Source organism: Ereboglobus luteus, assembly GCF_003096195.1.
GTDB classification, from domain to species: Bacteria; Verrucomicrobiota; Verrucomicrobiia; order Opitutales; family Opitutaceae; genus Ereboglobus; species Ereboglobus luteus.
Window position 1 is genome coordinate 2,106,562 of record NZ_CP023004.1, and the last position, 24,427, is coordinate 2,130,988.

Annotated in this window: 20 protein-coding genes; 9 read left to right on the forward strand and 11 right to left on the reverse strand. The window is 61.2% G+C overall.

The window, feature by feature from the left end; genetic code table 11:
• Positions 1-6 precede the first annotated feature (6 nt).
• From CKA38_RS07960 to CKA38_RS15710, 3 genes are all read right to left on the reverse strand, one after another.
• On the reverse strand, positions 7-1,932 hold the full coding sequence (locus CKA38_RS07960) for a fumarate reductase/succinate dehydrogenase flavoprotein subunit (RefSeq protein ID WP_108824993.1): 1,926 nt from the start codon (positions 1,930-1,932) through the stop codon (positions 7-9).
• 69 nt (positions 1,933-2,001) lie between these two features.
• A complete protein-coding gene (locus CKA38_RS07965) occupies positions 2,002-2,820 on the reverse strand; it encodes a succinate dehydrogenase cytochrome b subunit (protein ID WP_108824994.1) in 819 nt (272 codons plus the stop codon).
• Positions 2,821-2,841: 21 nt separating this feature from the next.
• The gene (locus tag CKA38_RS15710; protein ID WP_161554796.1) at positions 2,842-3,069 is read right to left on the reverse strand and encodes a hypothetical protein; all 228 of its coding nucleotides are present in this window, start codon (positions 3,067-3,069) and stop codon (positions 2,842-2,844) included.
• Positions 3,070-3,261: 192 nt separating this feature from the next.
• On the opposite strand from CKA38_RS15710, the gene CKA38_RS07970 reads away from it, so the two are divergent.
• Both CKA38_RS07970 and CKA38_RS07975 read left to right on the forward strand, forming a co-directional pair.
• Positions 3,262-4,449: an MFS transporter gene (locus tag CKA38_RS07970; RefSeq protein ID WP_236918962.1), complete on the forward strand. Its 1,188-nt coding sequence runs from the start codon at positions 3,262-3,264 to the stop codon at positions 4,447-4,449.
• A 49-nt stretch (positions 4,450-4,498) separates the two neighbouring features.
• Entirely contained in the window at positions 4,499-5,206 is a 708-nt protein-coding gene (locus tag CKA38_RS07975) for a Bax inhibitor-1/YccA family protein (RefSeq protein WP_108826496.1), read from the forward strand.
• Positions 5,207-5,658: 452 nt separating this feature from the next.
• Here CKA38_RS07975 and CKA38_RS07980 read toward each other — a convergent pair whose 3' ends face one another.
• The 3 genes from CKA38_RS07980 to CKA38_RS07990 all read right to left on the reverse strand — a co-directional run bounded on the left by CKA38_RS07980 (position 5,659) and on the right by CKA38_RS07990 (position 9,660).
• The gene (locus CKA38_RS07980; RefSeq protein WP_108826497.1) at positions 5,659-6,768 is read right to left on the reverse strand and encodes a DNA alkylation repair protein; all 1,110 of its coding nucleotides are present in this window, start codon (positions 6,766-6,768) and stop codon (positions 5,659-5,661) included.
• Between the two features lie 110 nt (positions 6,769-6,878).
• Complete coding sequence (locus CKA38_RS07985; protein WP_108824996.1) at positions 6,879-7,565, reverse strand: 3'-5' exonuclease; 687 nt, start codon at positions 7,563-7,565, stop codon at positions 6,879-6,881.
• Between the two features lie 127 nt (positions 7,566-7,692).
• Positions 7,693-9,660: a DUF294 nucleotidyltransferase-like domain-containing protein gene (locus CKA38_RS07990; protein ID WP_161554797.1), complete on the reverse strand. Its 1,968-nt coding sequence runs from the start codon at positions 9,658-9,660 to the stop codon at positions 7,693-7,695.
• 164 nt (positions 9,661-9,824) lie between these two features.
• On the opposite strand from CKA38_RS07990, the gene CKA38_RS07995 reads away from it, so the two are divergent.
• Positions 9,825-11,549 carry a GAF domain-containing protein gene (locus CKA38_RS07995; protein ID WP_236918963.1) on the forward strand — a complete coding sequence of 575 codons (1,725 nt, stop codon included), beginning with the start codon at positions 9,825-9,827 and terminating at the stop codon, positions 11,547-11,549.
• Positions 11,550-11,621: 72 nt separating this feature from the next.
• On the opposite strand, the gene CKA38_RS08000 is transcribed toward CKA38_RS07995, so the two are convergent.
• Positions 11,622-12,833, reverse strand: a complete 1,212-nt coding sequence (locus CKA38_RS08000; RefSeq protein WP_425482495.1) for a DEAD/DEAH box helicase — start codon at positions 12,831-12,833, stop codon at positions 11,622-11,624.
• A 537-nt stretch (positions 12,834-13,370) separates the two neighbouring features.
• On the opposite strand from CKA38_RS08000, the gene CKA38_RS08005 reads away from it, so the two are divergent.
• Positions 13,371-15,686, forward strand: a complete 2,316-nt coding sequence (locus CKA38_RS08005) for a TonB-dependent receptor (RefSeq protein WP_152032729.1) — start codon at positions 13,371-13,373, stop codon at positions 15,684-15,686.
• A 22-nt stretch (positions 15,687-15,708) separates the two neighbouring features.
• Here CKA38_RS08005 and CKA38_RS08010 read toward each other — a convergent pair whose 3' ends face one another.
• Entirely contained in the window at positions 15,709-16,446 is a 738-nt protein-coding gene (locus CKA38_RS08010) for a GNAT family N-acetyltransferase (protein WP_108825000.1), read from the reverse strand.
• Here CKA38_RS08010 and fabV point away from each other — a divergent pair.
• Both fabV and dtd read left to right on the forward strand, forming a co-directional pair.
• Positions 16,357-17,547, forward strand: coding sequence for an enoyl-ACP reductase FabV (gene fabV, locus CKA38_RS08015; protein WP_108826498.1), 1,191 nt, complete (start codon positions 16,357-16,359; stop codon positions 17,545-17,547). The two genes, CKA38_RS08010 and fabV, sit on opposite strands and share 90 nt — an antisense overlap.
• A gap of 159 nt (positions 17,548-17,706) precedes the next feature.
• Positions 17,707-18,156 carry a D-aminoacyl-tRNA deacylase gene (dtd, locus tag CKA38_RS08020; RefSeq protein ID WP_108825001.1) on the forward strand — a complete coding sequence of 150 codons (450 nt, stop codon included), beginning with the start codon at positions 17,707-17,709 and terminating at the stop codon, positions 18,154-18,156.
• Between the two features lie 57 nt (positions 18,157-18,213).
• On the opposite strand, the gene CKA38_RS08025 is transcribed toward dtd, so the two are convergent.
• Both CKA38_RS08025 and CKA38_RS08030 read right to left on the reverse strand, forming a co-directional pair.
• A complete protein-coding gene (locus CKA38_RS08025) occupies positions 18,214-18,969 on the reverse strand; it encodes a ComFC family protein (protein WP_108826499.1) in 756 nt (251 codons plus the stop codon).
• Between the two features lie 117 nt (positions 18,970-19,086).
• Positions 19,087-19,725, reverse strand: coding sequence for a phosphoribosylanthranilate isomerase (locus CKA38_RS08030; RefSeq protein ID WP_108826500.1), 639 nt, complete (start codon positions 19,723-19,725; stop codon positions 19,087-19,089).
• Positions 19,726-19,869: 144 nt separating this feature from the next.
• Between CKA38_RS08030 and CKA38_RS08035 the strand changes: the two genes are divergently transcribed.
• Both CKA38_RS08035 and CKA38_RS08040 read left to right on the forward strand, forming a co-directional pair.
• Positions 19,870-21,267: a LutB/LldF family L-lactate oxidation iron-sulfur protein gene (locus CKA38_RS08035; RefSeq protein ID WP_108825002.1), complete on the forward strand. Its 1,398-nt coding sequence runs from the start codon at positions 19,870-19,872 to the stop codon at positions 21,265-21,267.
• Between the two features lie 11 nt (positions 21,268-21,278).
• Complete coding sequence (locus tag CKA38_RS08040) at positions 21,279-21,899, forward strand: LutC/YkgG family protein (protein ID WP_108826501.1); 621 nt, start codon at positions 21,279-21,281, stop codon at positions 21,897-21,899.
• A 30-nt stretch (positions 21,900-21,929) separates the two neighbouring features.
• Here CKA38_RS08040 and CKA38_RS08045 read toward each other — a convergent pair whose 3' ends face one another.
• Positions 21,930-23,483 carry a phytoene desaturase family protein gene (locus CKA38_RS08045; protein WP_108825003.1) on the reverse strand — a complete coding sequence of 518 codons (1,554 nt, stop codon included), beginning with the start codon at positions 23,481-23,483 and terminating at the stop codon, positions 21,930-21,932.
• Between the two features lie 289 nt (positions 23,484-23,772).
• On the opposite strand from CKA38_RS08045, the gene CKA38_RS08050 reads away from it, so the two are divergent.
• Positions 23,773-24,399: a DUF2937 family protein gene (locus CKA38_RS08050; protein ID WP_108826502.1), complete on the forward strand. Its 627-nt coding sequence runs from the start codon at positions 23,773-23,775 to the stop codon at positions 24,397-24,399.
• The last annotated feature ends 28 nt before the right edge of the window (positions 24,400-24,427 follow it).

Genomic DNA, 24,427 nt, shown 5'->3' on the forward strand with positions numbered 1-24,427 from the left:
TTTGGCTTATTTGTAGGAGCGGACGCTCATCTGGGTGAATTCGTAGTTGAGCGGTTCGACGTTGCGGAGCGGGTCCTTGCCGTCGCCTTGGTATTCCCAGGCGGCGACGTGGCCGAAGTTCGCGTCGTCGCGTTTGCATTCGCCGTCCGGATATTGGTATTCCTCGCGGAAGTGGCCGCCGCAGCTTTCCTCGCGGGCGAGGGCGTCGCGGCACATCAGTTCGCTCAGTTCCATGTAGTCGGCGACGCGGCTGGCGTTTTCGAGCGACTGGTTGAGGGTCGCGCCCGAGCCGGGCACGCGGACGTTTTGCCAGTATTCGGCGCGGAGCTCGGGGATGAGCTTGATCGCCTTTTGGAGCGATTCCTTGGTGCGGGCCATGCCGCAATTTTCCCACATGATGAGGCCGAGGCGCTTGTGGAAGTGCGAGACGGGTTCCTTGCCGTTGGCGCCGAGGAGGCGGTCATTGATGCCGCGGACGTTTTGCTCGGCTTGCGCGAACTCGGTGGCGTCGGTTTTCGGACGGGAGCCGGGTTTCTGCGTGGCGAGGTAATTGCCGATGGTGTAGGGGATGACGAAGTAGCCGTCGGCGAGGCCTTGCATGAGCGCGGAGGCGCCGAGGCGGTTCGCGCCGTGGTCGGAGAAGTTCGCTTCGCCGAGAATGAAGAGGCCGGGGACGTTCGACATGAGGTTGTAGTCAACCCAGAGGCCGCCCATGGTGTAGTGCACCGCGGGGTAGATGCGCATGGGTTGTTTGTAGGCGTTTTCGTTGGTGATTTCGTGGTAGATGTCGAAGAGGTTGCCGTAGCGTTCGCGCACGCCGTCCTCGGTGAGGCGCTGGATGGCGTCGGCGAAGTCAAGGTAAACGCCGCGCTTGCCGGGGCCGACGCCGCGGCCTTCGTCGCACATGCGCATCGCCGCGCGCGAGGAGACGTCGCGGGGGGCGAGGTTGCCGAAGCTCGGATAGATGCGTTCGAGATAGTAGTCGCGCGCTTCTTCGGGGATTTGGCTGGCGGGTTTGTCGCAGTCGGCGGCGTTTTTCGGAACCCAGATGCGTCCGTCGTTGCGGAGCGACTCGGACATGAGGGTGAGTTTCGACTGGTAATCGCCGGAGACGGGGATGCAGGTGGGGTGGATTTGCGTGAAGCAGGGATTGGCGAAACAGGCGCCGCGTTTGTAGGCGCGCCAGGCGGCGGTGGCGTTGGAGCCGCGCGCGTAGGTGGAGAGGTTGAAGACGTTGCCGTAGCCGCCGGTGGCGAGGATGACGGCGTCGGCGGACCAGCGGCGGATTTCGCCGGAGACGAGGTTGCGGGTGATGATGCCCTTGGCCTGTCCCTCAATGACGACGAGGTCGGACATTTCCTCGAAGGGGTGCACTTCGACCGCGCCGCGTCCGGCCTCCTTCATGAGCGCGGAGTAGGCGCCGAGGAGGAGTTGCTGGCCGGTCTGGCCGCGGGCGTAGAAGGTGCGCGATACTTGCGCGCCGCCGAAGGAGCGGTTGGCGAGCAGGCCGCCGTATTCGCGGGCGAAGGGCACGCCTTGCGCGACGCATTGGTCGATGATGTTGACGGACACTTCGGCGAGGCGGTGGACGTTGGCCTCGCGGGAGCGGTAGTCGCCGCCCTTGATGGTGTCGTAGTAGAGGCGGTGGACGCTGTCACCGTCGTTCTGGTAATTCTTCGCGGCGTTGATGCCGCCTTGCGCGGCGATGGAGTGGGCGCGGCGCGGGGTGTCGTGAAACACGAAGCATTTCACCTTGTAGCCGAGTTCGGCGAGGGTGGCCGCGGCGGATGCGCCCGCGAGGCCGGCGCCGACGACGATGACTTCGTATTTGCGCTTGTTGGCGGGGTTGACGAGCTTGAGCGCTTCGGACTTGTAGGTGCTCCACTTGTCGGCGAGCGGGCCTGTGGGAATCTTGGATTCGAGTTTGGCCATGGTAAAAAAATTAGGAGTTAAAAATTAGGAATTAGGAAGTGAGGTTTCGGTGATGCGGGAGCGCGTCGGTTATTTTTGCGCGGGGGTTTGCGTGGCGCCAGCGGAGCATTGGATCGCAGCGGCCTTGGCGGCGGAGGTGCCTTCGGCGGGCTTGGCGACTCCGCTGACGATCAAGCCGGGCATCGCGAGATTGCCGAGCAGGTAGACAAAGGCGAATAGGCCGACGATGCCGCGCAGCAGGCAGGACCATTTATGGTTGCGCCAGCCGAGGGTCTGGAAGAGCGACTCGACACCGTGCCAGAGGTGCATGGCGAGGAGGGCGACGGCGAGCATGTAGAAACCGGCGACAATCGGGTTCATGAAGCCGAGGAAAACCATGCTGTAAACGTCGTGGACGGACTCGCCCTTGTTTGCGAGGGGGATGCCGAATTCCTTGACGTTGTCGGTCATTTCCCAGTGAGGAAGCGCGTCCTTGAACATGCCGCCCGTGCCTTGCACGCCAACCGTGAAATGCAGGATGTGGTAGATGATGAACGCGAGCACCACGAGGCCGGTGAGGCGCATGTAACGCGAGGCCGTGGTGGCGGCGAGCCACTTGTTGCGGTCGTATTTTTCGGGGCCGCGAGCCTTTTTGCTCTCAACCCAAAGTGTGACGGCCGCCCAAACGTGGATCACCACGCAAAGCAGCAGAAAGCCGCGAACGGCCCAGAGTGCGAGCCCGAGTCCCTGGAGGAAATGGGCGTAACCATTGATGTGGTCGGGATGCAGGAATATCTGCAAATTGCCCACCATGTGGCCTGTGACGAAGCCGGTGAGCACGAGGCCTGTCAGGGCCATGAGGAATTTTCGACCTATTGAGGATGTTACGAGGTTGGCGATGGGAGTCATCGTTTGATGTGGGTGGCTGGTTCAGAGAAAAGGTTTTGCCCGCCGGCGACACTGCGCGGGAACGGTGGTTTCCGGCAAAGGTCGGACGGCGGGCTGATACAAGGGAAGAATTGGAACGCGTTTTGTCGAGGCTTCGTTCTCAAAAAAGAGGATTTTTTTGCTTAAAAATCGAGACTGGGTCTTAATAGCGAGATTGTGATCGTTTGCTGAAAACTTTTCAGGGGAGGGCCGCTTTGGTTCGGCACGCATGGGTTCTATGCATCAGGCTCGTTTGGGGCTGGTGAATTGCGGGGTGGCGGGGGAGGGCGGCGCGGCGCGACAGTCACAATGGGCAACTGTTCGCGACTATTCGAATCGTTGAATGTGCAAATGCCGTGATTGCATTGCGGCTGGGGATTGTTCCAGTTTGGCGTGATGTCGTCTTTTCAACCCAGCACCGCAGTGCGCGCGCAACTTCTCACCCGGCTTTGCTACGGGTCGATGATGGCGCTGTCCATCGGCATGAATTTGCTGCCGGTGTTTCTCACGGAGTTGAGCGTGGAGTTTGGCGGCGAGGCGGGGCTGTCAAAGGAACAGCTCGGGCGCTTGAGCGCGTGGTGTTTTTCGGGGCTGGTCACGGGGATTCTTATCACGGGGCCGCTTGCGGACCGGTGGGGCGCAAAACTGTTTGCGTTGCTCGGCAACGTCGCCACGGCGGCGAGTCTCGCGGCGATGGCGTGGGCGCCCAGTTACGGGTTGTTGTGCGGCGCGCTGTTTTCGATGGGGCTGGGCGCGGGCATGACAGACATGATTCTCAGCCCGATTGTGTCGGTGCTCAACCCCGAGCGTCGCACGGTGGCGCTCAACTGGCTGCATTCGTTTTATTGCGTGGGCGCGGTGATGACAATTGGCGTGGGAACCGTGACGCTGAGCATCGGGCTCGGCTGGTCGGGAACGTGCCTGCTCCTGCTGCCGCTGCCGCTCGTGCTGGCGGCGATGATGGCGCCGTTGCGTTTTCCGTCGATGGTTGGCGATGGGGTGGACAAGTCCCGGCGCGACTCCGTCGCCCAAAAAGCGCGCATGCCGATGAGCCAGTTGGTGCGCCGCGGATGGTTTGTCGTCGCGATGGCGGCGATTTTTCTCGGCGGCGCAACGGAGGCGGGCATGGCGCAGTGGCTGCCGCTCTACGCGGAAAAGAGTCTCGGTTATCCCGTGTGGATCGGCGGCTTGTCGCTGTTGTTATTTTCCGTGGCGATGACCGCCGGGCGCATGATCGTGGGCATGGCGGGGCGGCGCATGGATCCGTTTGTGATGATGGCGTGGGGTTGCGGATTTTCGGTGGTGCTTTTCTGGATCGGAGCGTTTTTCCCGAGCGCGCCGGTGGCGTTGCTCGCGTGCATCGCGGCGGGGTTCACTGGAAGCTGCCTGTGGCCGACAACGCTTGCGGTGACCGCGGACCGCTACCCGAACGGTGGCGCGAGCATGTTTGGCATGCTGGCCGCGCTCGGCAACGCGGGCGGCATCTTCATGCCGTGGCTCGTGGGAATGATTGCCGACTGGCGCGACCTGCACTGGGGGCTGGCGATTTCCGCCGTGGCACCGTTCATCATGGTGCCGATGATACTGTGGATGCGGCGGGCAAAGGCGTGACGGTTTTCCGGTTTGCCTCGCGAGCATGATGCCGCCACGAATGTCGGTCATGAACCAAGCATACGAAAACCCGTTCTTGACCGCCTCCGAAGCCGCCGCTTCCGAACGCGCGCTGTTCATCAGGCGCACCTACATTCATCTCGCCGGCGCGCTGATCGCCTTTGTCGCGCTCGAAGCCGCGTTGCTCAAGTTGCCGGGAATCGAAAAACTTATCGCCCTGATGACCGGCGGCTACGGCTGGCTGATCGTCCTCGCGGCATTCATGGGCGTTTCGTGGCTTGCGGACAAATGGGCGCGCTCGGACGCGTCGCCGTCGGCGCAATATCTCGGGCTTGGTGTTTATATCGTGGCCGAGGCTGTTATATTTTTGCCGCTGCTTTATATTGCGGCTTACTACAGCGACCCGACGATTATTCCGACCGCGGGCATTATCACCGGGCTGCTTTTCGCGGGGCTCACCGCGACGGCCTTCATGACGCGAAAAGATTTTTCGTTTTTGCGAAGCATCCTGACAATCGGCGGGTTTGTTGCGATGGGTGTTATTATATGCAGCATTGTGTTTGGATTCACGCTCGGCCTGCTCTTCTCGGCGATCATGGTGTTTTTTGCGGGCGGCTCGATTCTTTATACAACGTCCAATATCATTCATCATTACCGCACCGACCAGCACGTCGCCGCCTCCCTCGCGCTGTTCTCCGGTGTGATGCTGCTGTTCTGGTATATCCTGCGAATCCTGCTTCTGCGCAGCCGGAATTAAAGCGTGGCGCGGATTGCCAAATGCAATCTCGCAACTGCTCGAAACCATCAAGATAGTATGAGCAAAGTGATCAAAGTAATGTTTGGTTGCCTTGTTGTCGCGATCTTGGGCGGTTGCATGCAGTTTCCCGTGTCTGTGCCTCATAAAAAAACAGGCGGAGAAACATACGAGGCCTCAAAGGAGCGTATCGAAAGGGGCGATAAACCAAAAAGAAAAAGATAATAATGTTTCTTTTGGGGTGGCGCGGATATGTTTCGGATATTGTTTCTGAATAATAATAACTTCGGATTAGGTTGGTTTCACGGGTGATAAACCGGGGGGCGCTTGCGATGCCCCTATAGTATTTATCAGCGAAATTCGTGTAATCCGTGGTTAAGTAATAAAGATTATTAAATTGGACAGTTTGTGCACATGCAGGTTTCGGGTGGAGCGACAGTCCGCCAACGTCTGTGCTACTTTGTTTTCAAATCAAACCCACCGTTCGCAAATGTCTCCCCGTTCACTATAATCTCGATTTCATGCCGTCCGGCGTAGTGGGTGCGGGTGGTGAAATTTTCGATGCGTTGGTTGCGGGTGATTTTTATCGTTTCCCTTGGCGCGAGCGCGAGGGTTTTTAATTTGAAAACCTTGCGCGTGGTGTGGCCGGCTTTTTTCACATAATGCACGGCGTAGTCCACGACGAGCCGTTGCGACTTTTTCGCGGTCGATTTGAGCGTGAATGAAAAGCCCAGGCGTTCGCCGAGTTTGAGTGTGCGCGGAGTGATCTTGAAATCGTCGATTTGCACGCGGGCTTTTTCGCCCGCGCCGATAACGGCAAGCGCGCGACGATCGCCTTTTTTGATGAGGGTGCGCAGTGCGTGTTTTACGATCCAGGTGGTGTGCTCGTTTTCAAGCGGCCAGTCCTTGATGCGCGCGAATACCCAGTCGGGATTGTCCTTGGTGATGTCGTTGAGGTGATTGGCGACGGATTTGCGCACGTAGAGGCTCGAGTCGGCTCGGAGGTTTTCGAGGATTGGCGCGACGGGGGCGGGATTTTGCACGAGCGAATCGAGTCGAAATGACCACGGAAGGCGCGGGCGGCAGCCTTCGCTTGAGAGACGGCGCACGTGCTCGTCGGGGGCGCGCGACCATTTTTGCATGATGGCAAGCGCGCGCGGCTGGTCGCGGCGAATGAACTCGCGCACGGCAAACTCGGACGAACCAAATGGCGTGAAAAATTTTAGCGCGTCCATCGACATGTCGAAATCGCGCGGGGCGGTTCCGTGGAGAGCGACATAGTCGGGAAACACAAGCATTGCGAAACCGGGAGCGAGGACGGGCGCGAGCGCGCGGAGCGTGGCGAGTGTTTTGCGGTAGTTGGTTTCGGCGTCGGGCAGCGTGGCGTGGAGCGACTCGGTCATGCGGCGCAGACGCTGCATGAGCGAAAGGCTTTCAAAGTCGCGGAAGGAAAGCGCGAGAAAGCGTTTTGCGTCGAAGCGTTTTTCGATGCGGGAGAGTTCCCTGGCGACGAGGCGGAAGCGGTCGGTGTTGAAGAGCGTGTCTTTGAGCGCGGGGGCGGACATGTGCGGAAATATGTGCGAGGTTGTTTGGAATGGATTTTTTTTACCCAGGAGGGTTCGGCGGGACAAAGAGAAATTTGTTAAAAGTCGCCGATGTGTTATGCCTCAAGTTATCAGCCGTTCAGCACCGGCAAATCCGCCAACGTCAGCGGTCGGCCGAGGTGGCGCTGGTGCAGGGCGCACATGGAGAGAAAAATCTGCGCGGTTGTGAATGTGTCGCCCTCGGCGGTGTGGCGTTCGAGCGGGGCGATTTTGCATTGCGCGCACACTTCCTCAAGCGAGGGCTCATGCTGGCCGGGGTAGGCGGTTTTGGCGAACGCCTCGATTGACGTCATGGCAAACGCCGCCGTGTCGAGCGTGGGATTGCGCAATGCGGCGCGGTAGTGCCGTTCGAGCGATGCGTTGAGCATGGCGATGTCGAAACGGATGTGATGCCCGACAAGAATCGCGTCGTGGATGCAGGGCAGGAATTCGAGCAGCACCTCGGTCTCCGGCTGGCCGCCCGCGGTTTGCGAGGGCAGGATGCCGTGAATCGCAACGGCTTTGTTGATCGGGGCGTCCTCCTGAAAGACCGTCCACGAACGCGATTTTGCGATGCGCAGGCGGCCTTTGCTGACCTCGGCAATGGCGAGCGAGAGTATGCGGTTGGCCTGGATGTCGAAGCCGGATGTCTCGCAATCGAGAATGACAAATCGCGCGTCGGCGACGGGTGTTTTTCGCGCCGGGCGGGGCGAGGTTGCCTCGCGATAGGCGGCGACAACCGGGTTTGAGGGCGGGCGTTTCCAGAATTTCCAATTCATGTGAAATGTGGATTTCGGAGCGCGGAATGCGGAAAGGAAAAGACGCGCGGACGAATTACGAATGGCCGGGCATTGTTTGCCGGATTGCCATTCCGCATTCCGAAATCCGCATTTCGCATTTGTTTCATCAGATGCGTCCGTCGATTGAGAATTGAAACTGCACGGCGTGCTGCACGGTGCGCACCACGTCGAACACGCTGGAGAGTTGAGCGCGCTCGATTTTAGTGAGCGTGGAGGGATCGAGGGTGCGGCCCGAGTCGCCGCGGCGCAGGCCGTTGAGCGTGCGCAGGCCGAGGAGGAAGTCGTAGGCGTCGCGCGCAAGGGAGGCGAGTTCGGCGCGCTCGGGCACGACGCGGCGAAGCTCCTCCCAGCGCCCGCCGGTCGAGTAGCGGCGGTTGAGTTTGTAGTGGAGCGAGAAGAGGCGCGCGGCGTCGCGAAGCGGTCCCATGCCGCGGTTTTTCAGGTCGAACTCGCTGCTGCCGCCAACGCCGAGTTTTTCGATGACGAAGCGGCCGATGAAATTGAGCGGGGGCGTGTTGTCCACGATCGTTTGCGCGAGGCGGCGCTGGAGCGGGGTGTCGGCGGAGGCGGTTGCGAAAATCCTTTCGCGGAGCCTGTCGCAGAGCGCGCGGTCGCCGGCGACGTGGCGCAGGTCGTAGAGGATGGTGGCGCGCAGGAGCCCGTCGCCGTCGATGTCGGCATTGAAGGAGGCGATCTCGTCGAGCCACTCGTTCGTCGTGCGGCACCAGCGCGGGTTGAGCGCCATGACGCCGCCCTGGCAGCGGGCGAAGCCGGCGGCGACAAGCTTGTCGATCACGCGCGCGGCGAGGCGCGTGAAAATGGCGCGCGCGGCCTCGTCCTCCTCCTGTGTTTTCGAGGGGGCGAAGACGATGGCGTTGTCCATGTCGGTGCGCAGGATCTGCTCGCGGCGCCCGTCGCTGCCGACCGACATCCACGCCCACGCCACGCCGCGCGGAAGCGAGACGCCCTCGCCCTGCAGCTCGTCGGTGGAGAGGTCGACCAGGCGTTGCGTGAGCTCGTCGTAAAGCTCGGCGCAGATTTGGCCGACGTAGATGGCGGAGACACCGGCGTCGAGGTAGCTGCGGGCGATGTTCTCGATCTCGTCGCAAAGTTCGCGGAAGCGCGCGTTTGACTTGGCGAAACGGATTTCGCGCAACAGCCCCGCGGGATGGTGGCCGGTTTGCGCGAGCAGGTCCTTGTGCGTGCAGACGTCGAGCGCCTTGGTGTTGGGCGTGCCGTCCTCGGTGACGCAAACCTGCCCGATGCGTTCGCGGAGCATGATCAGCATCGCGGCGGTGGCGCTGGAGTTGGGCGAGACGGTGCAGACGGGCTTCGCCATGATGCGCGAGACGGGCTCGGTTTTGGGCATTCCGTCAACGACGACGTTTTTGACGAGCGCGTTGCTGCTGACGATGCCGAGCGGGCGGCGTTCGGAATCGACAACGAGAATCGACGGCACGCGTTTCGCTGAAATGAGCGCGGCGGCCCGCCCGATCTCGGCGTCGGGGCCGCACGTGAGCAGGCGCTCGATCGGGCGCGGCTGGATGATTTGCGCGCCGTCGAGATGCGACTGGAGGATGTTTTTTGCGCGGCCCGCCATGTGCGATTCGGTCGGTTCGTCCGAGTAGTGAATCTGGCTGCCGACACGCACGGCCCAGGAGAGGTGGCGGCGCACATAGTTTCGCGCCTCGTCGTTTTTTTCGAGCATCGCGCGGAGCATCGCCCACGAAAGGCTGTAGAGCATGGAGTCCTCGACTGCCTGCGCGCTTACGCGATTGGCCTCGTTGCGCACCAGCGCGCTCAGTCCGAGCACGTCGCCGACATCGCGCACATCGACTCGCTCGGACTGCCCCTCGTTGTCCCAGATATATTCGACGCGGCCCTGCGCAAGAAAGAGCACCTCGCCGGAGGGGTTGGCGCCCTGCCTCCAAATGTAGTCGCCCATCGGCACGACCCAGACGTCGGCCTCGGCGGCGAGCTCGGCGACAGACTCCGCGGGCAGCATGGAAAAGGGAGGAAAGCGCATCAGCGCGTCGGCGATGCGTCCGGGAATCATGTTTTTCGGCGCGGACATGGATTGATGAATGCGCGAAGCAAAAGCCAACTTCCCCTCAAACGCGAGCCTGCGAATTGCGCCGCACCCCGCAATCGCACCGCGGCGCAAGGGGCCGCATTTTTTTGATTTCTTCACCAAGACATTCTCGCGCATCGCGTTCTTTTTGCGCACGCTCGCCAGCCGTGCCGTCAGAGAATCACAGTTTTGAGTTCGAGGCAGTGGATGATCCGCGCGCGCTTGCGCCGCTTTATTTCATCGCATCGCTTGCGCTGGGTGACTGCAAAACCGATGTCGCTTTGCAAAAAATCCTCGACTGTGTGACGGGCGCCTTTGGCGCCACATCGGGTTACATTGCGCTGCTCGACCCGGACACGGGCAGGCTCGAAATCGAGGTGCAAAAAAACATGCCGGACGGCGCGCGCGAGTTTGCGCTGCGCCCCGGGCAGGGCGTCACCGGCTGGGTGTTTGCCCACGCCGTGCCGCGCCTCGTGCCCGACACAAAAGCCGAGCCGCGCCACATATCGATCCGCCCCGGGGCGCGTTGCGTGATGGCCGCGCCGCTCGGCGACGGCGAGGGGCGCGTGACCGGCATCATCAACATCGATCACGACAAGCGCGGCGCGTTCAACGAAAACGATCTCGCATTTTTCGCGCGGCTCGCGCGCGAGGCGGCCGCGGTGATCACTCGGCTCTGGCAGCTCGGGCAACTGCGCGGCAAGGCGCGGCAACTTGAGTCATTGATTGGCATTGGCCGGACGCTCGTGGCGAAAGTCGAGCAACACGAATTGTTCGCCGCGCTCGCGCGCGACACGCAGGCGATCACCCAAAACTATGCGAGCGCGCTTTATCTTTACCAGCCGGCGCGCGACTCGGTGACGCTCGCCGCGTTTTCGTCGCCGGGGCGGCGGCCCGGGCTTCCGCCAAGCGAGATTCCGCTCGATTCGTCGCTTGTCGCGTCGGTCATTCGCACGCGCCGCCAGTTGGATTTTGCAAACATCCGCGGCCCCGACTATCTCGCCCTCGACGACATTCCGCGCGACACCGGCCTGCACTCCGCGCTCGCGTCGCCAATGATCTGCGAGGGTGAGTTGCTGGGCGTGCTCGCGGTTTTTACGGATCGCGCGCACCGGTTCAGCAACGACGAGAAGCGTATGCTCGACGTGCTCGCGAGCCTTGGCGCGGTGGCGTTGCAAAACGCGAGGCTTTATTCGCGTGTGTTCCAGGGCGAGGCGTTGCTGCGCAAAAACGAACAGCTCACCACGCTCGGCCTGCTCGCCGCCGAGATCGCGCACGAGATTCGCAATCCGCTCACCGTGATCAAGCTGCTCTACGGTTATCTGGGGCTGGACTTTCCGCCTGACGATCCGCGCCGCACCGACATGCGCGTGATTGGTGAAAAGCTCGACCAGCTCGAGGCGATTGTCTCGCGCGTGCTCAATTTTGCAAAGGCGCCGTCCGGCCTGCATTCGCCCCGGGTGCTTGCCGACATCATTGATGACACGGCGGTGTTGATTCGCTTGAAGCTCGCGCAGCACAAAATCCGGCTTCATTACGAACCACCGCCGCGGCAGTTGCGCGTTGATGTGAACAAGGGGCAAATCCAACAGGTGCTGCTCAACTTGCTGCTCAACTCGATGCAGGCCATGCCCGACGGCGGCGCGATCACGATTTCGACCGTTGTATCCGAAAATTCAATACACGTGAATGTGGCCGACAACGGGCCGGGGCTGCCTGAAAAGGTGCGCGGGCATATTTTTGACTCGTTTTTGTCGGGCCGTTCCGACGGCACGGGCTTGGGGCTGGCAATCGCAAAGCGCATCATGCTCAGCCATCACGGCGATATTGCGCTGCTCTCGACCGGCAAAACCGGCACGGCGTTCCGGCTCACGCTGCCGCGCGTGGCTTAACTTTTGGCTCGTGCGACAGCGGGGCGAATTTCACGGCGCGCTTGGCGGGCGCACCGGAAGCGTTTCATGCCTTTACCGTCCGCGACGCAGACGGCTTGTGGCTTTGGGCGGAGTGGCGGCGGTTTGGGCGGCCTCGTCGAACAGCGCCGAGTAGATGTAGTTGAAGCCGTCGAGTTTTTTGCGCTCGATGCTCGAGTTTATGAAGCGTTCGATCGAGCGCGCGTCGCGCACGTCGTCCTCGGTCACAAGCGTGAAGGCGTCGCCGGTTTTTTGGGCGCGCCCGGTGCGGCCGATGCGGTGCACGTAGTCCTCGGGGTTTTCGGGCACGTCGTAGTTGATCACGTGCGACACGTCGGCGATGTCCAGGCCGCGCGCGGCGATGTCGGTGGCCACGAGAATTTCGTATTTCCCTGACTTGAATCCCGAGAGTGCCTCAAGGCGTTCGCGCTGGTTGCGGTCGGAGTGGAGCACCCCGACCTTGCGGCCCGCGCCACGAAGGCGGCCCGCGATGCGGTCGGCGCCAAACTTTGTGCGGCTGAAAATGATGATGCTGTGGTAGTCGGTGCGCTTGAGCAGTTCGTCGAGCAGGTCGGCTTTTTGCGAGGCGACGACGGGATAAAACGCGTGCGACACTGTTTCGGCGGGCGAGCGTTGCGCGCCGATTTTCACCTCGACGGGATCGTTCAGCGCCCACGAGGCGAGCTGCGCGATTTCAGGCGGGAGCGTGGCGGTGAAGAAGAGCGTTTGCCGGGCATTGGGGCATTTTTGCACGATGCGTTTCACGTCGGGCAGGAAGCCCATGTCGAGCATGCGGTCCACTTCGTCGAGCACGAGGATTTCGATGCTGTTGAGGTTCACGGTGCCTTGCTCCATGTGGTCGAGCAGGCGGCCCGGGGTCGCGGCGAGGATGTCGACGCCGCGCTGGAGGTCGTCGCGCTGTTTTCCGTAGCCGACGCCGCCATAGACGATCGTCACGTCGAGGTCGGTGTATTCGCTGTATTCCTTGAAGGCTTCCTCGACTTGGAGCGCGAGTTCACGCGTGGGTTCGAGCACGAGGCAGCGGAGGCGTCCGTGCGAGCCGAGGCGTTGCAGGATGGGCAGCGCGAACGCGGCCGTCTTGCCCGTGCCGGTTTGCGCGGAGCCGGTCACGTCGCGTCCGGCGAGGACGTGCGGGATGGCCTGCGCCTGGATGGGCGTGGGTTCGACATAACCTTTTTGCGCGACGGCGTAGGCGATGCGATCGTTGAGGCCTAGTTTGGAAAACGGAGTGTCCTGCGGAGGCACCTCGGCGATTTGTTTTGGCGGGCCGCTGCGCAGGGGCGGTTCGTAAACGGCCTCGCGTTTTGGCTTGGGGCCTCCGCGTTGCAGCGCGCCGCCCTTGCCGCGATGGCGGGGCTCGGCGTTGCGCGTCCCGCGATGCTCCTGCGAGCGGCCTTTGCGTTGTTGCGCGGGCGCGGGGGAACCGTCCGTTTTGTGACGGGACTTGGTGTTGCGGCCACGCTGTTGCGTTTTGGAATTGGCTTTGCCGGCGGCCTTGGAGGAAGCCGGTTTCTTGGACGAAGGCGCGAGTGCTTTGCGCAGCTTCGACATGATCTTTCTTATCATATGGTTGGTGTTAAAGGGTGAAGCATCTACCAAAGCCACTGGGTTTGACAATCTTGTATATTTGCCCGCCCGCGATACCGCCATGCGCGGAAAACATAAATAATTTTGCTGTTACCAGGCCGGGATTTTCATCGTCTCAAACATTTATTGTGGCGGTTCGGGATGAAACAATGTCTGACTCTCCACTTCGCAAAATACTTTACCAAACACATCGCCTTGACTGACGACGAAAACAACCCCGCCCTAGAGCTTTCGATGCCGCGCCAGATGCGCGCGGGCCCGGCCCGGCTCATGGTTCTATCAATCGTGTTGATGCTGTGCGCGGCGGGGCCGTCGCTCCGTGCGCAGGCGCTGCAGCCCGATCTCAACAAACTCAGCGATGACACCATCATCACGCTCGACGAGCTCGTCGTTAGCAGCGAGCGCGATCCCGCCGATGAAAATTACGATTCCACCGGAATGGGCGGTCCTGACGCGGAGTTGGAGGAGGCGCCGTTTGCCGACGAATTGACCGCGAGCGAGTCGCGGCACCCGGAGGAATTTGATGTCGAGATCACCAACGAGCTCGAGCTTGCGTCCGGGGCGAGTCCCGTTGATCTCGTCACCGCGGTGAACCGCGTCAACCTTCGCGGATTTCCCACGCCGCGCCTGCGCAACGGGTTTTCGCAAACGGGAATCCCCGAGATAATAAACGTCAACCACACCCAACTCATTCAGGGCCCGATCATATCCGTGACGGGACGCGCCGCGCCGGGCGGCATCCAGAACTACATCACGGGGCGTCCGCTGGGGCGCTCGCGCGTCATGCTTTACGCGATGGGCAACAGCGTGAACGTGCGCGATGTCCGCTTTGATGAAAGCACGCCCATCATTCAGAAAAAACTCTGGCAGCGCGTGGCCGCCGGCTGGCGCCAGACAAAGGGCCCCATGAGCTTCGCGCACATTCGCACGCGCTATTTGAACGCGCAGCTCACATACAAGCACAGCCGTTCCACCAGCATTATGTTTTCGGTGGATTACCTCGAATTGGACGGAAATCCCTCCTCCGGCATTCCCGAGTATCGCGAAAAACTTTTGGGCAAAATCGTCGGCCCGTATCTGCCGCTCGCCACGTTCAATGCCTTCGGCCCGAACGCCTCCGTCGACAAGCAGCTTCTTTCCACGACACTCCAGGTCGAGACACGGCTCACCCGTCGCGTTTCCATGCGCGCCAATCTTTTCGCCTACGACCGGCGCACGACCGACGACCGCTACACCACCGGCCAGTATATTATCGAGGATGATAGGTATTCGAATCAAAGATACACGGGCAAGTTTGGCGGCACGCGTTACCCGCGACGCATCGAGCAGCCAATGCGCGCCCTCATCGGCAGCGTCGAGGCCACCGCGCGCCTTCTGGCAGGCAGGACGGACAGCAAGGTCACCCTTCGCGTCGAGCACACGCACTCCTCCTATAAACGCATCGACCGCAGGGTGCGCTCCGCCAATTCGCTTCCCGCCGATGTGCGCATATTCGATCCCTACGCGCCGAACTATTACCGTCCGGAGTTTTCCGAGGAGGCTTACGACTACTTCGTCACCAACCGCCGCGAGGCCGCCGACTACACCAGCATCGCGCTCAGCGACCGCACCGCCTTCTGGCGCGGCAAGCTCGTCGCCACCGCGGGCGGGCGCATCGACGTCATGTCGATCGATATTCACGACCGCCGTCCCAACGCCGCCCAAGAAAACGTCCACAGCAACGTGACCAAGTTCACCTGGCACGGCGGCGCCAACTACGTCGTGCGCCCGGGGCGGTTGCTTTTCTTCGCGGGCATAAGCAAGGCCGTCGAGCCGTCAACGCGTGTTGACGCGCGCACCGGGGATTTGCAGGGCAACGAAAGCACCTTCGGCTACGAAGCCGGACTCAAGGGCATGTTCTTCGACAAACGCCTCGGCGCCACGCTTCTTCTTTTTCAATATTACAACCAAAACATCTCGCGTGGAAACCCGCTCTACAACGACCCGGTGGATGATGCCGACCACACGCAGCCCCAGCTTCTCAGCGCGGTCGAGGAGCGTTTCACGGGCGGCTCGCTCGACCTGAAGGCCACCCTTGCGCGCGGCTTCACGATCACCTCGCGCATCGCCTACATCGATCCGATCACAACCAAGTCGCCGGACTTCCCCGGCGAGGTTGATCGCGTCGTCACCCGCATGCCCAAGACGACCATCGGAGTGACCGCGCGCTACACTTTTCAAAAGAGCGCGCCCAAGCTGCTCGCGGGGCTGAGCACGAGCGTAACGCTCACTCACGTCAGCGATTTTGTCGCGCACTACGGCAATTACGCGCGCGAGTATCTCGACTATCCGAGCAACACCCTCGTGAGCCTGTCCATTTCTCGCACCTGGCTGTTTGGCGACAAAAAACGCCCCATGCGGCACACGCTCAGCGCGAGCGTGCGCAACCTTTTTGATCGCGACCAGTTGAACACCCTTCATCGCATCGGCCAGCAGCGCGCCCTGACCCTGAGTTACCGGTTTCTTTGGTGATTCTGGTGATGGGGAAATGCGATCAAAACCCGCGCAGGAAATAATAGGCGCGCCCGTTTTCCTTGAATGTTCGCACAATCACAAACCCGACCTTGCGGTAGCATGCAATCGCGCGCGCGTTTTCAATCTGCGTGCACATGCTGAAAAACCGCGGCCGATATTTGTGCCGCAAGAAATCAACCGTCAGCCGGAGTGCCTGCGCGCCCACGCCTTTTTGGAGAAAGGCTGCTTCACCAATAAGAATATCCAGATCAATGCCGCCTTCGGGAATGTCGTTGAGTCCGGCTTCATCCAGCTCAGCGCGGTCTAACACATGCCAATGCACATACCCGGCCAGCATCTTATCGATGAGGATGATTCGGCTGCCGCCGTTTGATTTCGTGCTCGTTGCTTCGTCGAGCGAAGTTTCGCCCCACCATTGAACGACATGCGGGCTTCTCAACCATGAGGAGAGTCGTCCCGCGTGTTCAGCGTCGCGATAATCCACAAGCGTTACGCTATTAGTTTCAATTTTCATTTGGGGCTTTTGTTTTTCAATAAAGGTTTCGAGATAATTGCGCGTAGTCAAAGTATTCGCGTGCAGGGGCTGCCATTGCTTCGTCATTTTTCGGCGCGCTCGTTTTTCGCAACTCTTGACGCGACCGCCTGCGCGCCCAATCTCGCAGTCCTTATGCTTATAAAGCCCAAAGTTCGCGGATTCATTTGTGTCACGGCGCACCCGACCGGCTGTGCCGCCCACGTGCAGCAACAGATCGACCATGTGCTCGCCAAAGGTCCGATCAAAAACGGCCCGAAAAAAGTGCTCGTCATCGGCTCATCGACCGGTTTCGGCCTCGCCTCGCGCATCACGGCCGCCTTCGGGGCCGGCGCCGACACGCTGGGCGTTTTCTTTGAGCGCCCCTCGGACGACGGACGCCTCGGCACGCCCGGCTGGTATAACACAATCGCGTTCACCAAGGCCGCGCGCGCAGCCGGACGTTATGCGAAAAACATAAACGGCGACGCCTATTCCGACGCGATCAAGCAGCAAGCAATCGACACCATCAAGGCCGACCTCGGCCAGGTTGACCTCGTCGTTTATTCGCTCGCCTCGCCCCGCCGCCAGCATCCGCGCACCGGCGTTGTTCACAAATCCTGCCTCAAGCCCATCGGCGCCTCCTACACCGCGAAAACCGTGGACACCGACAAGGGCGTTGTCTCTGACATCACGCTCGAACCCGCCACCGAGGCCGATGTTGCCGACACCGTCGCGGTCATGGGCGGCGAGGATTGGGAAATGTGGATCGACGCGCTTCTCAAGGCCGGCGTGCTCGCGCCCGGCGCCACCTCGGTCGCGTTTTCCTACATCGGCCCCGAAGTCACCTGGCCCATCTACAAAAACGGCACCATCGGCATGGCCAAGATCGACCTTGAGCGCGCCGCCAAAAAAATCGACGCCACGCTCAAGGCGCACGGTTACGGACGCGCCTTCATCTCGGTCAACAAGGCGCTCGTCACTCAAGCCAGCTCGGCAATCCCCGTCGTGCCGCTCTACATTTCGATTCTCTACAAGGTGATGAAGGCAAAGGGCCTTCACGAGGGCTGCATCGAGCAAATGCAACGCCTCTTCGCCACGCAGATGTATAACGACTCCGCGCTCACATTCGACGATGGCGGGCGCGTGCGCGTCGACGATCTGGAAATGCGCGCTGACGTGCAGGGGGAAACCGCGGAAATCTGGCCGCGCGTAACAACCGAAACCCTCGACGAACTCACCGATATTGCCGGCTACCGCAGCGAGTTTCTGCGCCTGTTCGGTTTCGGCCTGCCCGGTGTCAACTACGACGTCGCGGTCGAGCCGCACCAAACGATGCCGGAATAACGCGGCGCCGGCGTGCGCACACCAACACCCGGCATCGGTAAGTTCCGGAATCCCAAATTCCAAAAGAATTCTAAATTCCAATATCCAAATCTCAAAATAAACATGCGTCAGCGAAGGTATATTTTGAGATTTTGGAATTTTGGGATTTGAGATTTTCCCATGAGAGCAGTTGTCCAACGAGTCACCTCCGCAAGCGTCACGATCGACGGAATCGTTCGCGGCGAAATCGGCGCGGGGCTGGTGATTCTTCTTGGGATTGCCGAGGGCGACACGGCCGATGATGTTCGCTGGCTTGCCGAAAAATGCGCCGCGCTGCGCATCTTTGCCGACGATGCAAACGCGATGAACCGCTCGCTTGTCGACATCGGCGGCGGCGCGCTCGTGATCAGCCAGTTCACCTTGATCGCGAGCTGCCGCAAAGGCTCTCGCCCCTCGTTTCATCGCGCGGCGAAACCCGCCGGGGCGCGTCCGCTCTACGAGCAATTTCTCTCCCACTTGAGCGCCGTGCTTGGCCGCCCCGTCGCATGCGGTGAGTTCGGCGCGATGATGCAGGTCGCGCTCGTCAACGACGGCCCCGTGACAATCGTGGTCGATTCGAGGGAGTCGTAAAAATGGCATCGGCCGCGTTTTAGATGAAAACGCGCCCGGCCTCTTTTGTTTCTGCGATTATCCGTGACCGAACGTGATCACGAACAGGTTTTCGCAACCCGCGCGGCGCAGCACCCGGGCGCAACTGTTGAGCGTGGAGCCGGTGGTGAACACGTCGTCAACAACCACGTATTTCTCGGCGGCATCCACGCGCGCGCCGCGGACCAGCGAGAACGCGTCCTTCAGGTTCTTTCGCCGGGTGGCGCGATCGAGCGCGGTTTGTGAAACCGTGTCCACCACGCGCCGTAAAAGCATTTTCACGCGCGTTCCCGCCGCCTCGCCTCCCGCAGCGCGCGCAAGGCATTCCGCGACCAGTCGCCCCTGGTTGTAGCCGCGCTCGCGCTCCTTCCGGGGATGCAGCGGCACCGGCACGAGCGTCGCGCCGCGGGCGAGCTCCAGCACGCGCGGCGAGCGTCGCAAAATAGTCTCGATGTCGCGCAGCACATAACGCGCGCCATGATATTTCAGCTCGTGAATCAACGCTCTTGCCGCGCCGCGAAACAGCACCGCCGTGCGCCCCTCGTTGAACGCCGGCGCCAAATTCTCGCAATGCTCGCACATGCGCCCGCCCGCCAGCTCCCCGTAAAACGGATGTCCGCATGTCGAGCAACACGGCTCGCCGACAAACTCGATCCGCGACTCGCACTTTGCGCAGACATGCCGAAATGTATCCAAGTTTTCACTACGTCCGACAATTCCGTCGCAGTGCGCGCATATCGGGGGAAACAGCGTCTCGCTTAATCCGCGCGCAAGATGTCCGGGGGTAAACGGCATGCCGCAAAGCACGCCACCAAACGACCCGGGCATCAAGCCCATTCAGGCCGGCGGATACTCGGTGTGTTTCAGCAAAGCCGCCGCGCCCCAAACGGTCATGCCATTTCTGGGGCTGCTTTATCTTTGCCGCAGTGCGCGGGCGAATGCCTCCAGTTTTGCCGTGTTTTTCACGCCGGGCGAAATCTCAACGCCGCTGCTCACGTCGACAAAACGCGCGCCGCTTTTGTTCACGGCTTCGCCCGCGTTGTCGGGCGTCAAGTCGCCGGAGAGAATCCACAAATTGTCCGGATGCGTCTCGCGATGCCGCGCAAACTTCCGCCAGTCGCCGGAGTCGCGCGTGTTTTCATCCGCGCAAAATGGATCCAGCAGAAAACCGTCGGCAAGCGACAGCCATTCGCCGGGCACGTCCATTTCGGGAGGAAGCTCCGGCGCGAGCCACAGGTGCCGCGCGCCGACCGTGCGCGACCATTTTTCAATTTGCTCGAGCGGTGTCGTGTGGTTGAAGTGGATTTGCGCAAGTGAAAAACCGATCGCCAGCGCATGCCTCAACTCCTCCTTGCGGGGCTCCGTCATGACGGCGATTTTTTTCCTGTAGGGCAGGTGCGTGACAATGTTGTGATAAACCTCCAACGGCACGTGGCGCGGCGATTTTGGATTGAGGTCGAACCCGAGAAAATCCGCGCCGACCCGATCCGCCGCCTCCGCATCAATGAGTGACGTGATTCCGCAAACCTTCACCTGAATGCCGTTTATCATGGGGAAACGGTAACCGCGGGGCGCCAGAATTTCACGGATAAAATATGCGCCCCGGCGAAAATCATGCGGTGAAAAGGGCGATTTTCCATTTGCTCGACTCCAATCATAAACGCATGTTTTCTTTCCGTAATTTCCCGCATCAAAATGCACCAGCCAATTGACCAATACGCCGCCAAGCTGTCCGCCGACAAACGCGCATCCGTTTATGACGGCACCAAGTCCGGCTACGACGCCCGGCTTCGCTCGCTCAACACTTCCTACCCAGCCCCTGATCATCTCCGCCTGCTTGCCGGCCGGATCAAGCAGCACACAATCGAAAACCTCGACACCTACCTGCCGCAAGTCGAGGCGCGCCTGCGGACGAACGGCGTGAAAGTGCATTGGGCGGTTGACGGCGGCGAGGCGTGCGCGCACGTGCATCGCATAATGGAGGCGCGCGGCGCGAAAAAAATGGTGAAGGCCAAGACGATGGTGAGCGAGGAAATCCACCTCGCCGACTATCTCGAAAAGCGCGGCATGGAATGCCTGGAAACCGACCTCGGCGAGTTCATCATCCAAATCGACCACGATCATCCGTCGCACATCGTCAAGCCGATCATCCACAAGAACCGGCGCGAAATCGCGACGTCGTTCGAGAAAAACGGACTCGGCTCCTACAACGACGATCCCGAGGTGATCACGGCGCGCGCGCGTCAGTTTTTGCGACACAAATACCTGGCGGCCGACGTGGGTTTGTCGGGCGCCAATTTTGTCTCGGCGGAAAGCGGCCGCATCGTGCTTGTGACAAACGAGGGCAACTCGCGCTTTTCGATTGCCGCGACAAAGGTTCACATCGCGCTTGTGGGCATTGAAAAAATCGTGCCGCGCGACCGCGACCTCGGCGTGTTTCTAAACCTGCTCGCGCGCTCGGCGACGGGACAGCAGCTCACCTCCTACACCGAATTCATCGGCGGCGCGCGCTCGGCGAACCAGCCCGACGGACCGGAGGAAATGCACGTCATCTTCGTTGACAACGGGCGCGCTCGCGTGCTCGCGGACGACTGCCGCGCCATTCTCCGCTGCATTCGTTGCAGCGCGTGCCTGAACGTCTGCCCGGTTTACCGGCAGGCGAGCGGCCACGCTTACCGCGCCGTTTATCCGGGGCCGGTCGGTGCGGTGCTTTCGCCTTTGCTCGCTGGGGATGAGTTTCCCGAAATGGCCGACCTGCCAAAGGCGTCCTCGCTTTGCGGCGCGTGCAACGAGGTCTGCCCGGTCAACATACCAATACCCGATTTGCTGCTGCGACTGCGGGATCGCGGCAAGCGCGAGCACAGCAAAGTCGCCGCCGCCGACACGCCGCCGATGGGCGCGTTCGGCACGCTGGCGAATCATCCATCGCTTTGGAAAGCCGCCATGAAAACGGGAGGCCTGTCGGCACTGTATCCGACGTTCCTGATGCCGTCCTACGGAAAGGCGTGGGTGCGCACCCGCGGCATGCCCAAATGGCGCGGTGGAAAATTCCGCGCATGGATGAAAAATCGCAAACAACAAGCCTCGAAATAACCCTTCCAGCCATGACTGCTTCCCGTGATGCCATTTTAAAGCGCGTGAACGACGCGCTCGCGCCGCTCAAGGAGCGCGCGCCGTATCCAGAATTTGCCGACGACGTGGCGGTAATGCCCGCGCTTGATCGCAATGGCGACTTGTGGGCAGCGTTTTGCGAGCGCGCAAAACTCGTGCACGGCACGCCCCTTTCGGGCAAGCCGGCGGTGCTCGCCGACTGGCTGCACGGGCAAAACCTGCATCACGGTTATTGCGACCCGGAATTGCTGCCGCTGTTCGGCGAGGCGCTGGCGGCGGCGGGCTGCGCGGTTGAGACGATATTTGATCGCGCGCGGGTCGATGAGTATCAGTTCGGCATCACGCGCGCGGAGGCCGCGATTGCGGAAACCGGCTCGCTGGTGCTGACGGACGCGACGACTTCGAGCCGACTCGCCGCGCTCGCGCCGTGGACGCATGTGGCGGTGCTGAAACGCGGGCAGATTTTTGCGGACGTGGCGGATGCCCTGAAAAAAATGCCCGCCGACCCGAACGTAATCTGGTGCACCGGTCCCTCGCGCACGGCCGATGTCGAGGGGATTTTAATCGAGGGTGTCCACGGCCCCGGCGTGCAAGTGGCGTTTCTGCTGGAGTGATTTTTTTGCGGGGCGTCGCAAGCGGCGCGCCTACTTTTGCAGGACGTGATAGTTTGCCATTGAGATGCCGCTGAGCATGGCGCCGATGATGCCGAGGAAACCCTGGTCGGTGCCGCAGAGATACACGTTGTCCAACGCGGTGCGTCCCTGACGGTTTTTTACGGGCGAGCCGTAGATCGCGCCGGCGGCGTGCCCGGTGAACTTTGTGATTGTGAGCGGCGTGAACATGTCGGTTGCCACGGTCGCGGCTTCGAGCGCGGCGGGCTGCGCGAGTGGCGGGAGGAATCGTTTTGCGCTCGCGGCGATGTCGTCGAACCAGCGTTGCTTGGCGGCGCGATATTCACCGGGGCTGTCGGAAAGGTTTTTCCAAAGATCGTAGTTGGCGAGGCAGGTGCAGCGGAAAAGGCCCTCGGGGAGCTGTTGGTCGCCTGGGTAGGCGAAGTTGTTCGGAAAACAAATCACGCCGCTGCGGGTGTCCACTTGCGCATGTTCGGGGCGCTCGTAGTTGAAGCGCGGGGAGTCGTTGAAAAAAATGATCGTGTCGTCGCCCCAGCCGAAGTCGGCGGGTTGTCGATTGAGCACGGTGATGGTTTCGACGTAGCTCAAGCGTCCCGGAGGGACGGCGAATGCGATTCCGAGCGAAGCGACATGCCCGCCATGCGGAATGCGGATTTCGGAATTGTCGGACGCAAGCGGCTGGCCCAATGCCTGGGTGTTTTCCATTCCGCATTCCGCATTCCGTGTTCCGCATTTGATCAACGCCTCCGTCTCCACCGCGCCGATGCTGCTGAGGATGTGCGTGGCGGTGATCTCTTCGCCATTGTCGAGCACGAGCGCGGCGGCGCGGTTTTCACGGGGGATGATTTTTTTCACCCCGCACTTCATGCGTCGCTCGCCCCCGGCGGCGCGGTATTTTTCGAGAAGCACCCGGATGATCACGCGCACTCCGTCGAAGGGGCGTGCGAAACCCTCGAAGAAGAGCGCCTTGAACATGATCACAAACTGGCTCCACTCCATGTCGTGCTCCTGCGCGCTGCCGTAATACATGACGGGGCAGAAGAGCATGTCCTCGAGAAGCGGATCGGCGATGTGCCGGCGCACGATTTCGCGCGCGGAAACGGGTTTTGCGTCGAGCGACACTTCGTTGTGCGCGCGGACGGCGGCGACAAGCGCGCGGAAGCCGTCGATTTGCGAGGGGAAGTTTTGAGCGACCTCGTTTTCGAAGACGGCAAAATCGTTTGTGAACCGGAGCGAAACCGAGCCGGCGGCGCCGCGCGGACCGAAGGTGACCCGCGATTGTTTTTGCTCGCAGAGGGCGAACTCGTCGCGGTCGATGCGGAGCTGGCGGAGGAGCTTGGTGAGCGGCGTGCCCTTGACTCCGGGGCGCACGTAATTGGTGACTGCGTGCAGTCCGACATCGTATTTGCGCCCGGCGATGGAGTAGAAGCCGTTGAGTCCGCCGGGGGCGTTGTGACGCTCGAAGATGCACACGCGCTTGCCAAAGTGCGCGAGGCGTATGCCGGCCGCGAGGCCGGACATGCCCGCGCCGATGATGGCGACGTCGTAATGTGTGTGCGTGCTCACTGTTCGAGATAAAATTTGAGCCCACAAAAACGAATCGCCCCGCAAACCGCCAGTCTGCTTTTGCGGAAACGTAGTATCGGAAACCGGCGGGACGGAACAGATGCAGGCGGTTCGCGCAACCCATTCGATTTTTGTAAATTCCGCGATAAACTCTGTCAGAAAATGACGTTTCACACCCGCCACCAAAGATGGCAAGCCGGTGAAATGCATGATGCAGATACCGATTGCCTCGTGTCGCCCAAAGTCTCCGGTCTTGCGCTTGGCTGACTGGAGCACCAGTTTCGCGTCAATGAGTTTCGGCAGACGGGCACTTTCCTCGGGGGAGGCGGTTGTCGATCGCGTGTTGTGCGTGGTCGGCGCGGTGCTGTTTTCACAGGCGCCCGAGTTCATGCAGCAATACTTGCAACGGCTCGGGGGGCATCTCGACGAGGCCCGGCGCATGCTCGCTCAATACGAGGGGATCGCGAGGCAGGCGAATCTGTCGCTCGATGATTTTATCGCGCGCACGGGCGCAAATGCGGACACCGTGGTGGCGAGGCACGCGGAGGTCATGCGGGGCGTGGTTGATCGCGTGCAGGATTTGTCGGCGGCGCAGGCGGCGATTCAGGACGCGTCGATGTTCACGCGGCCGTTCGCATTTTTGCGTCATATCGACTGGGAGGTCGCCTCGAACACTTGGGCGATTTTTAAACCCGCCGTGCCGACGACTGGCGAGGGGCTGGCGTATGCGGTCGCGGGCATTGGCGTGATACTCGGGTTTTATTACGGTTGTATCCATTTTCCAATTACACGTTGCTGGCGCAGGCGCAAGGAGTGCAAGGCGGCGCAACTGGCGGCGGCGCAGCAAGCGCGGGCGGATGGCGATGAGGCTCAGGAGGCTCGCGACGACACCGGTCGGCTCGACGGGATTTTGTGATGCCGGGAGCGTTGAGCGTTTCGAATGA

Excerpts from the sequence above, each read along its gene's own strand:
- CKA38_RS08010 (WP_108825000.1), bottom strand. The coding sequence starts at position 16,446 with ATGGTCGATCTGTTGCTGCACGTGGGCGGCACAGCCGGTCGGGTGCGC.
- CKA38_RS08035 (WP_108825002.1), top strand. The coding sequence starts at position 19,870 with ATGCACCAGCCAATTGACCAATACGCCGCCAAGCTGTCCGCCGACAAA.
- fabV (WP_108826498.1), top strand. The coding sequence starts at position 16,357 with ATGCTTATAAAGCCCAAAGTTCGCGGATTCATTTGTGTCACGGCGCAC.
- dtd (WP_108825001.1), top strand. The coding sequence starts at position 17,707 with ATGAGAGCAGTTGTCCAACGAGTCACCTCCGCAAGCGTCACGATCGAC.
- CKA38_RS07980 (WP_108826497.1), bottom strand. The coding sequence starts at position 6,768 with ATGTCCGCCCCCGCGCTCAAAGACACGCTCTTCAACACCGACCGCTTC.
- CKA38_RS08050 (WP_108826502.1), top strand. The coding sequence starts at position 23,773 with ATGAGTTTCGGCAGACGGGCACTTTCCTCGGGGGAGGCGGTTGTCGAT.
- CKA38_RS08025 (WP_108826499.1), bottom strand. The coding sequence starts at position 18,969 with ATGCCGTTTACCCCCGGACATCTTGCGCGCGGATTAAGCGAGACGCTG.
- CKA38_RS07990 (WP_161554797.1), bottom strand. The coding sequence starts at position 9,660 with ATGTCCGCGCCGAAAAACATGATTCCCGGACGCATCGCCGACGCGCTG.
- CKA38_RS15710 (WP_161554796.1), bottom strand. The coding sequence starts at position 3,069 with ATGCGTGCCGAACCAAAGCGGCCCTCCCCTGAAAAGTTTTCAGCAAAC.
- CKA38_RS07960 (WP_108824993.1), bottom strand. The coding sequence starts at position 1,932 with ATGGCCAAACTCGAATCCAAGATTCCCACAGGCCCGCTCGCCGACAAG.
- CKA38_RS07985 (WP_108824996.1), bottom strand. The coding sequence starts at position 7,565 with ATGAATTGGAAATTCTGGAAACGCCCGCCCTCAAACCCGGTTGTCGCC.
- CKA38_RS07965 (WP_108824994.1), bottom strand. The coding sequence starts at position 2,820 with ATGACTCCCATCGCCAACCTCGTAACATCCTCAATAGGTCGAAAATTC.
- CKA38_RS08040 (WP_108826501.1), top strand. The coding sequence starts at position 21,279 with ATGACTGCTTCCCGTGATGCCATTTTAAAGCGCGTGAACGACGCGCTC.
- CKA38_RS07975 (WP_108826496.1), top strand. The coding sequence starts at position 4,499 with ATGAACCAAGCATACGAAAACCCGTTCTTGACCGCCTCCGAAGCCGCC.
- CKA38_RS08030 (WP_108826500.1), bottom strand. The coding sequence starts at position 19,725 with ATGATAAACGGCATTCAGGTGAAGGTTTGCGGAATCACGTCACTCATT.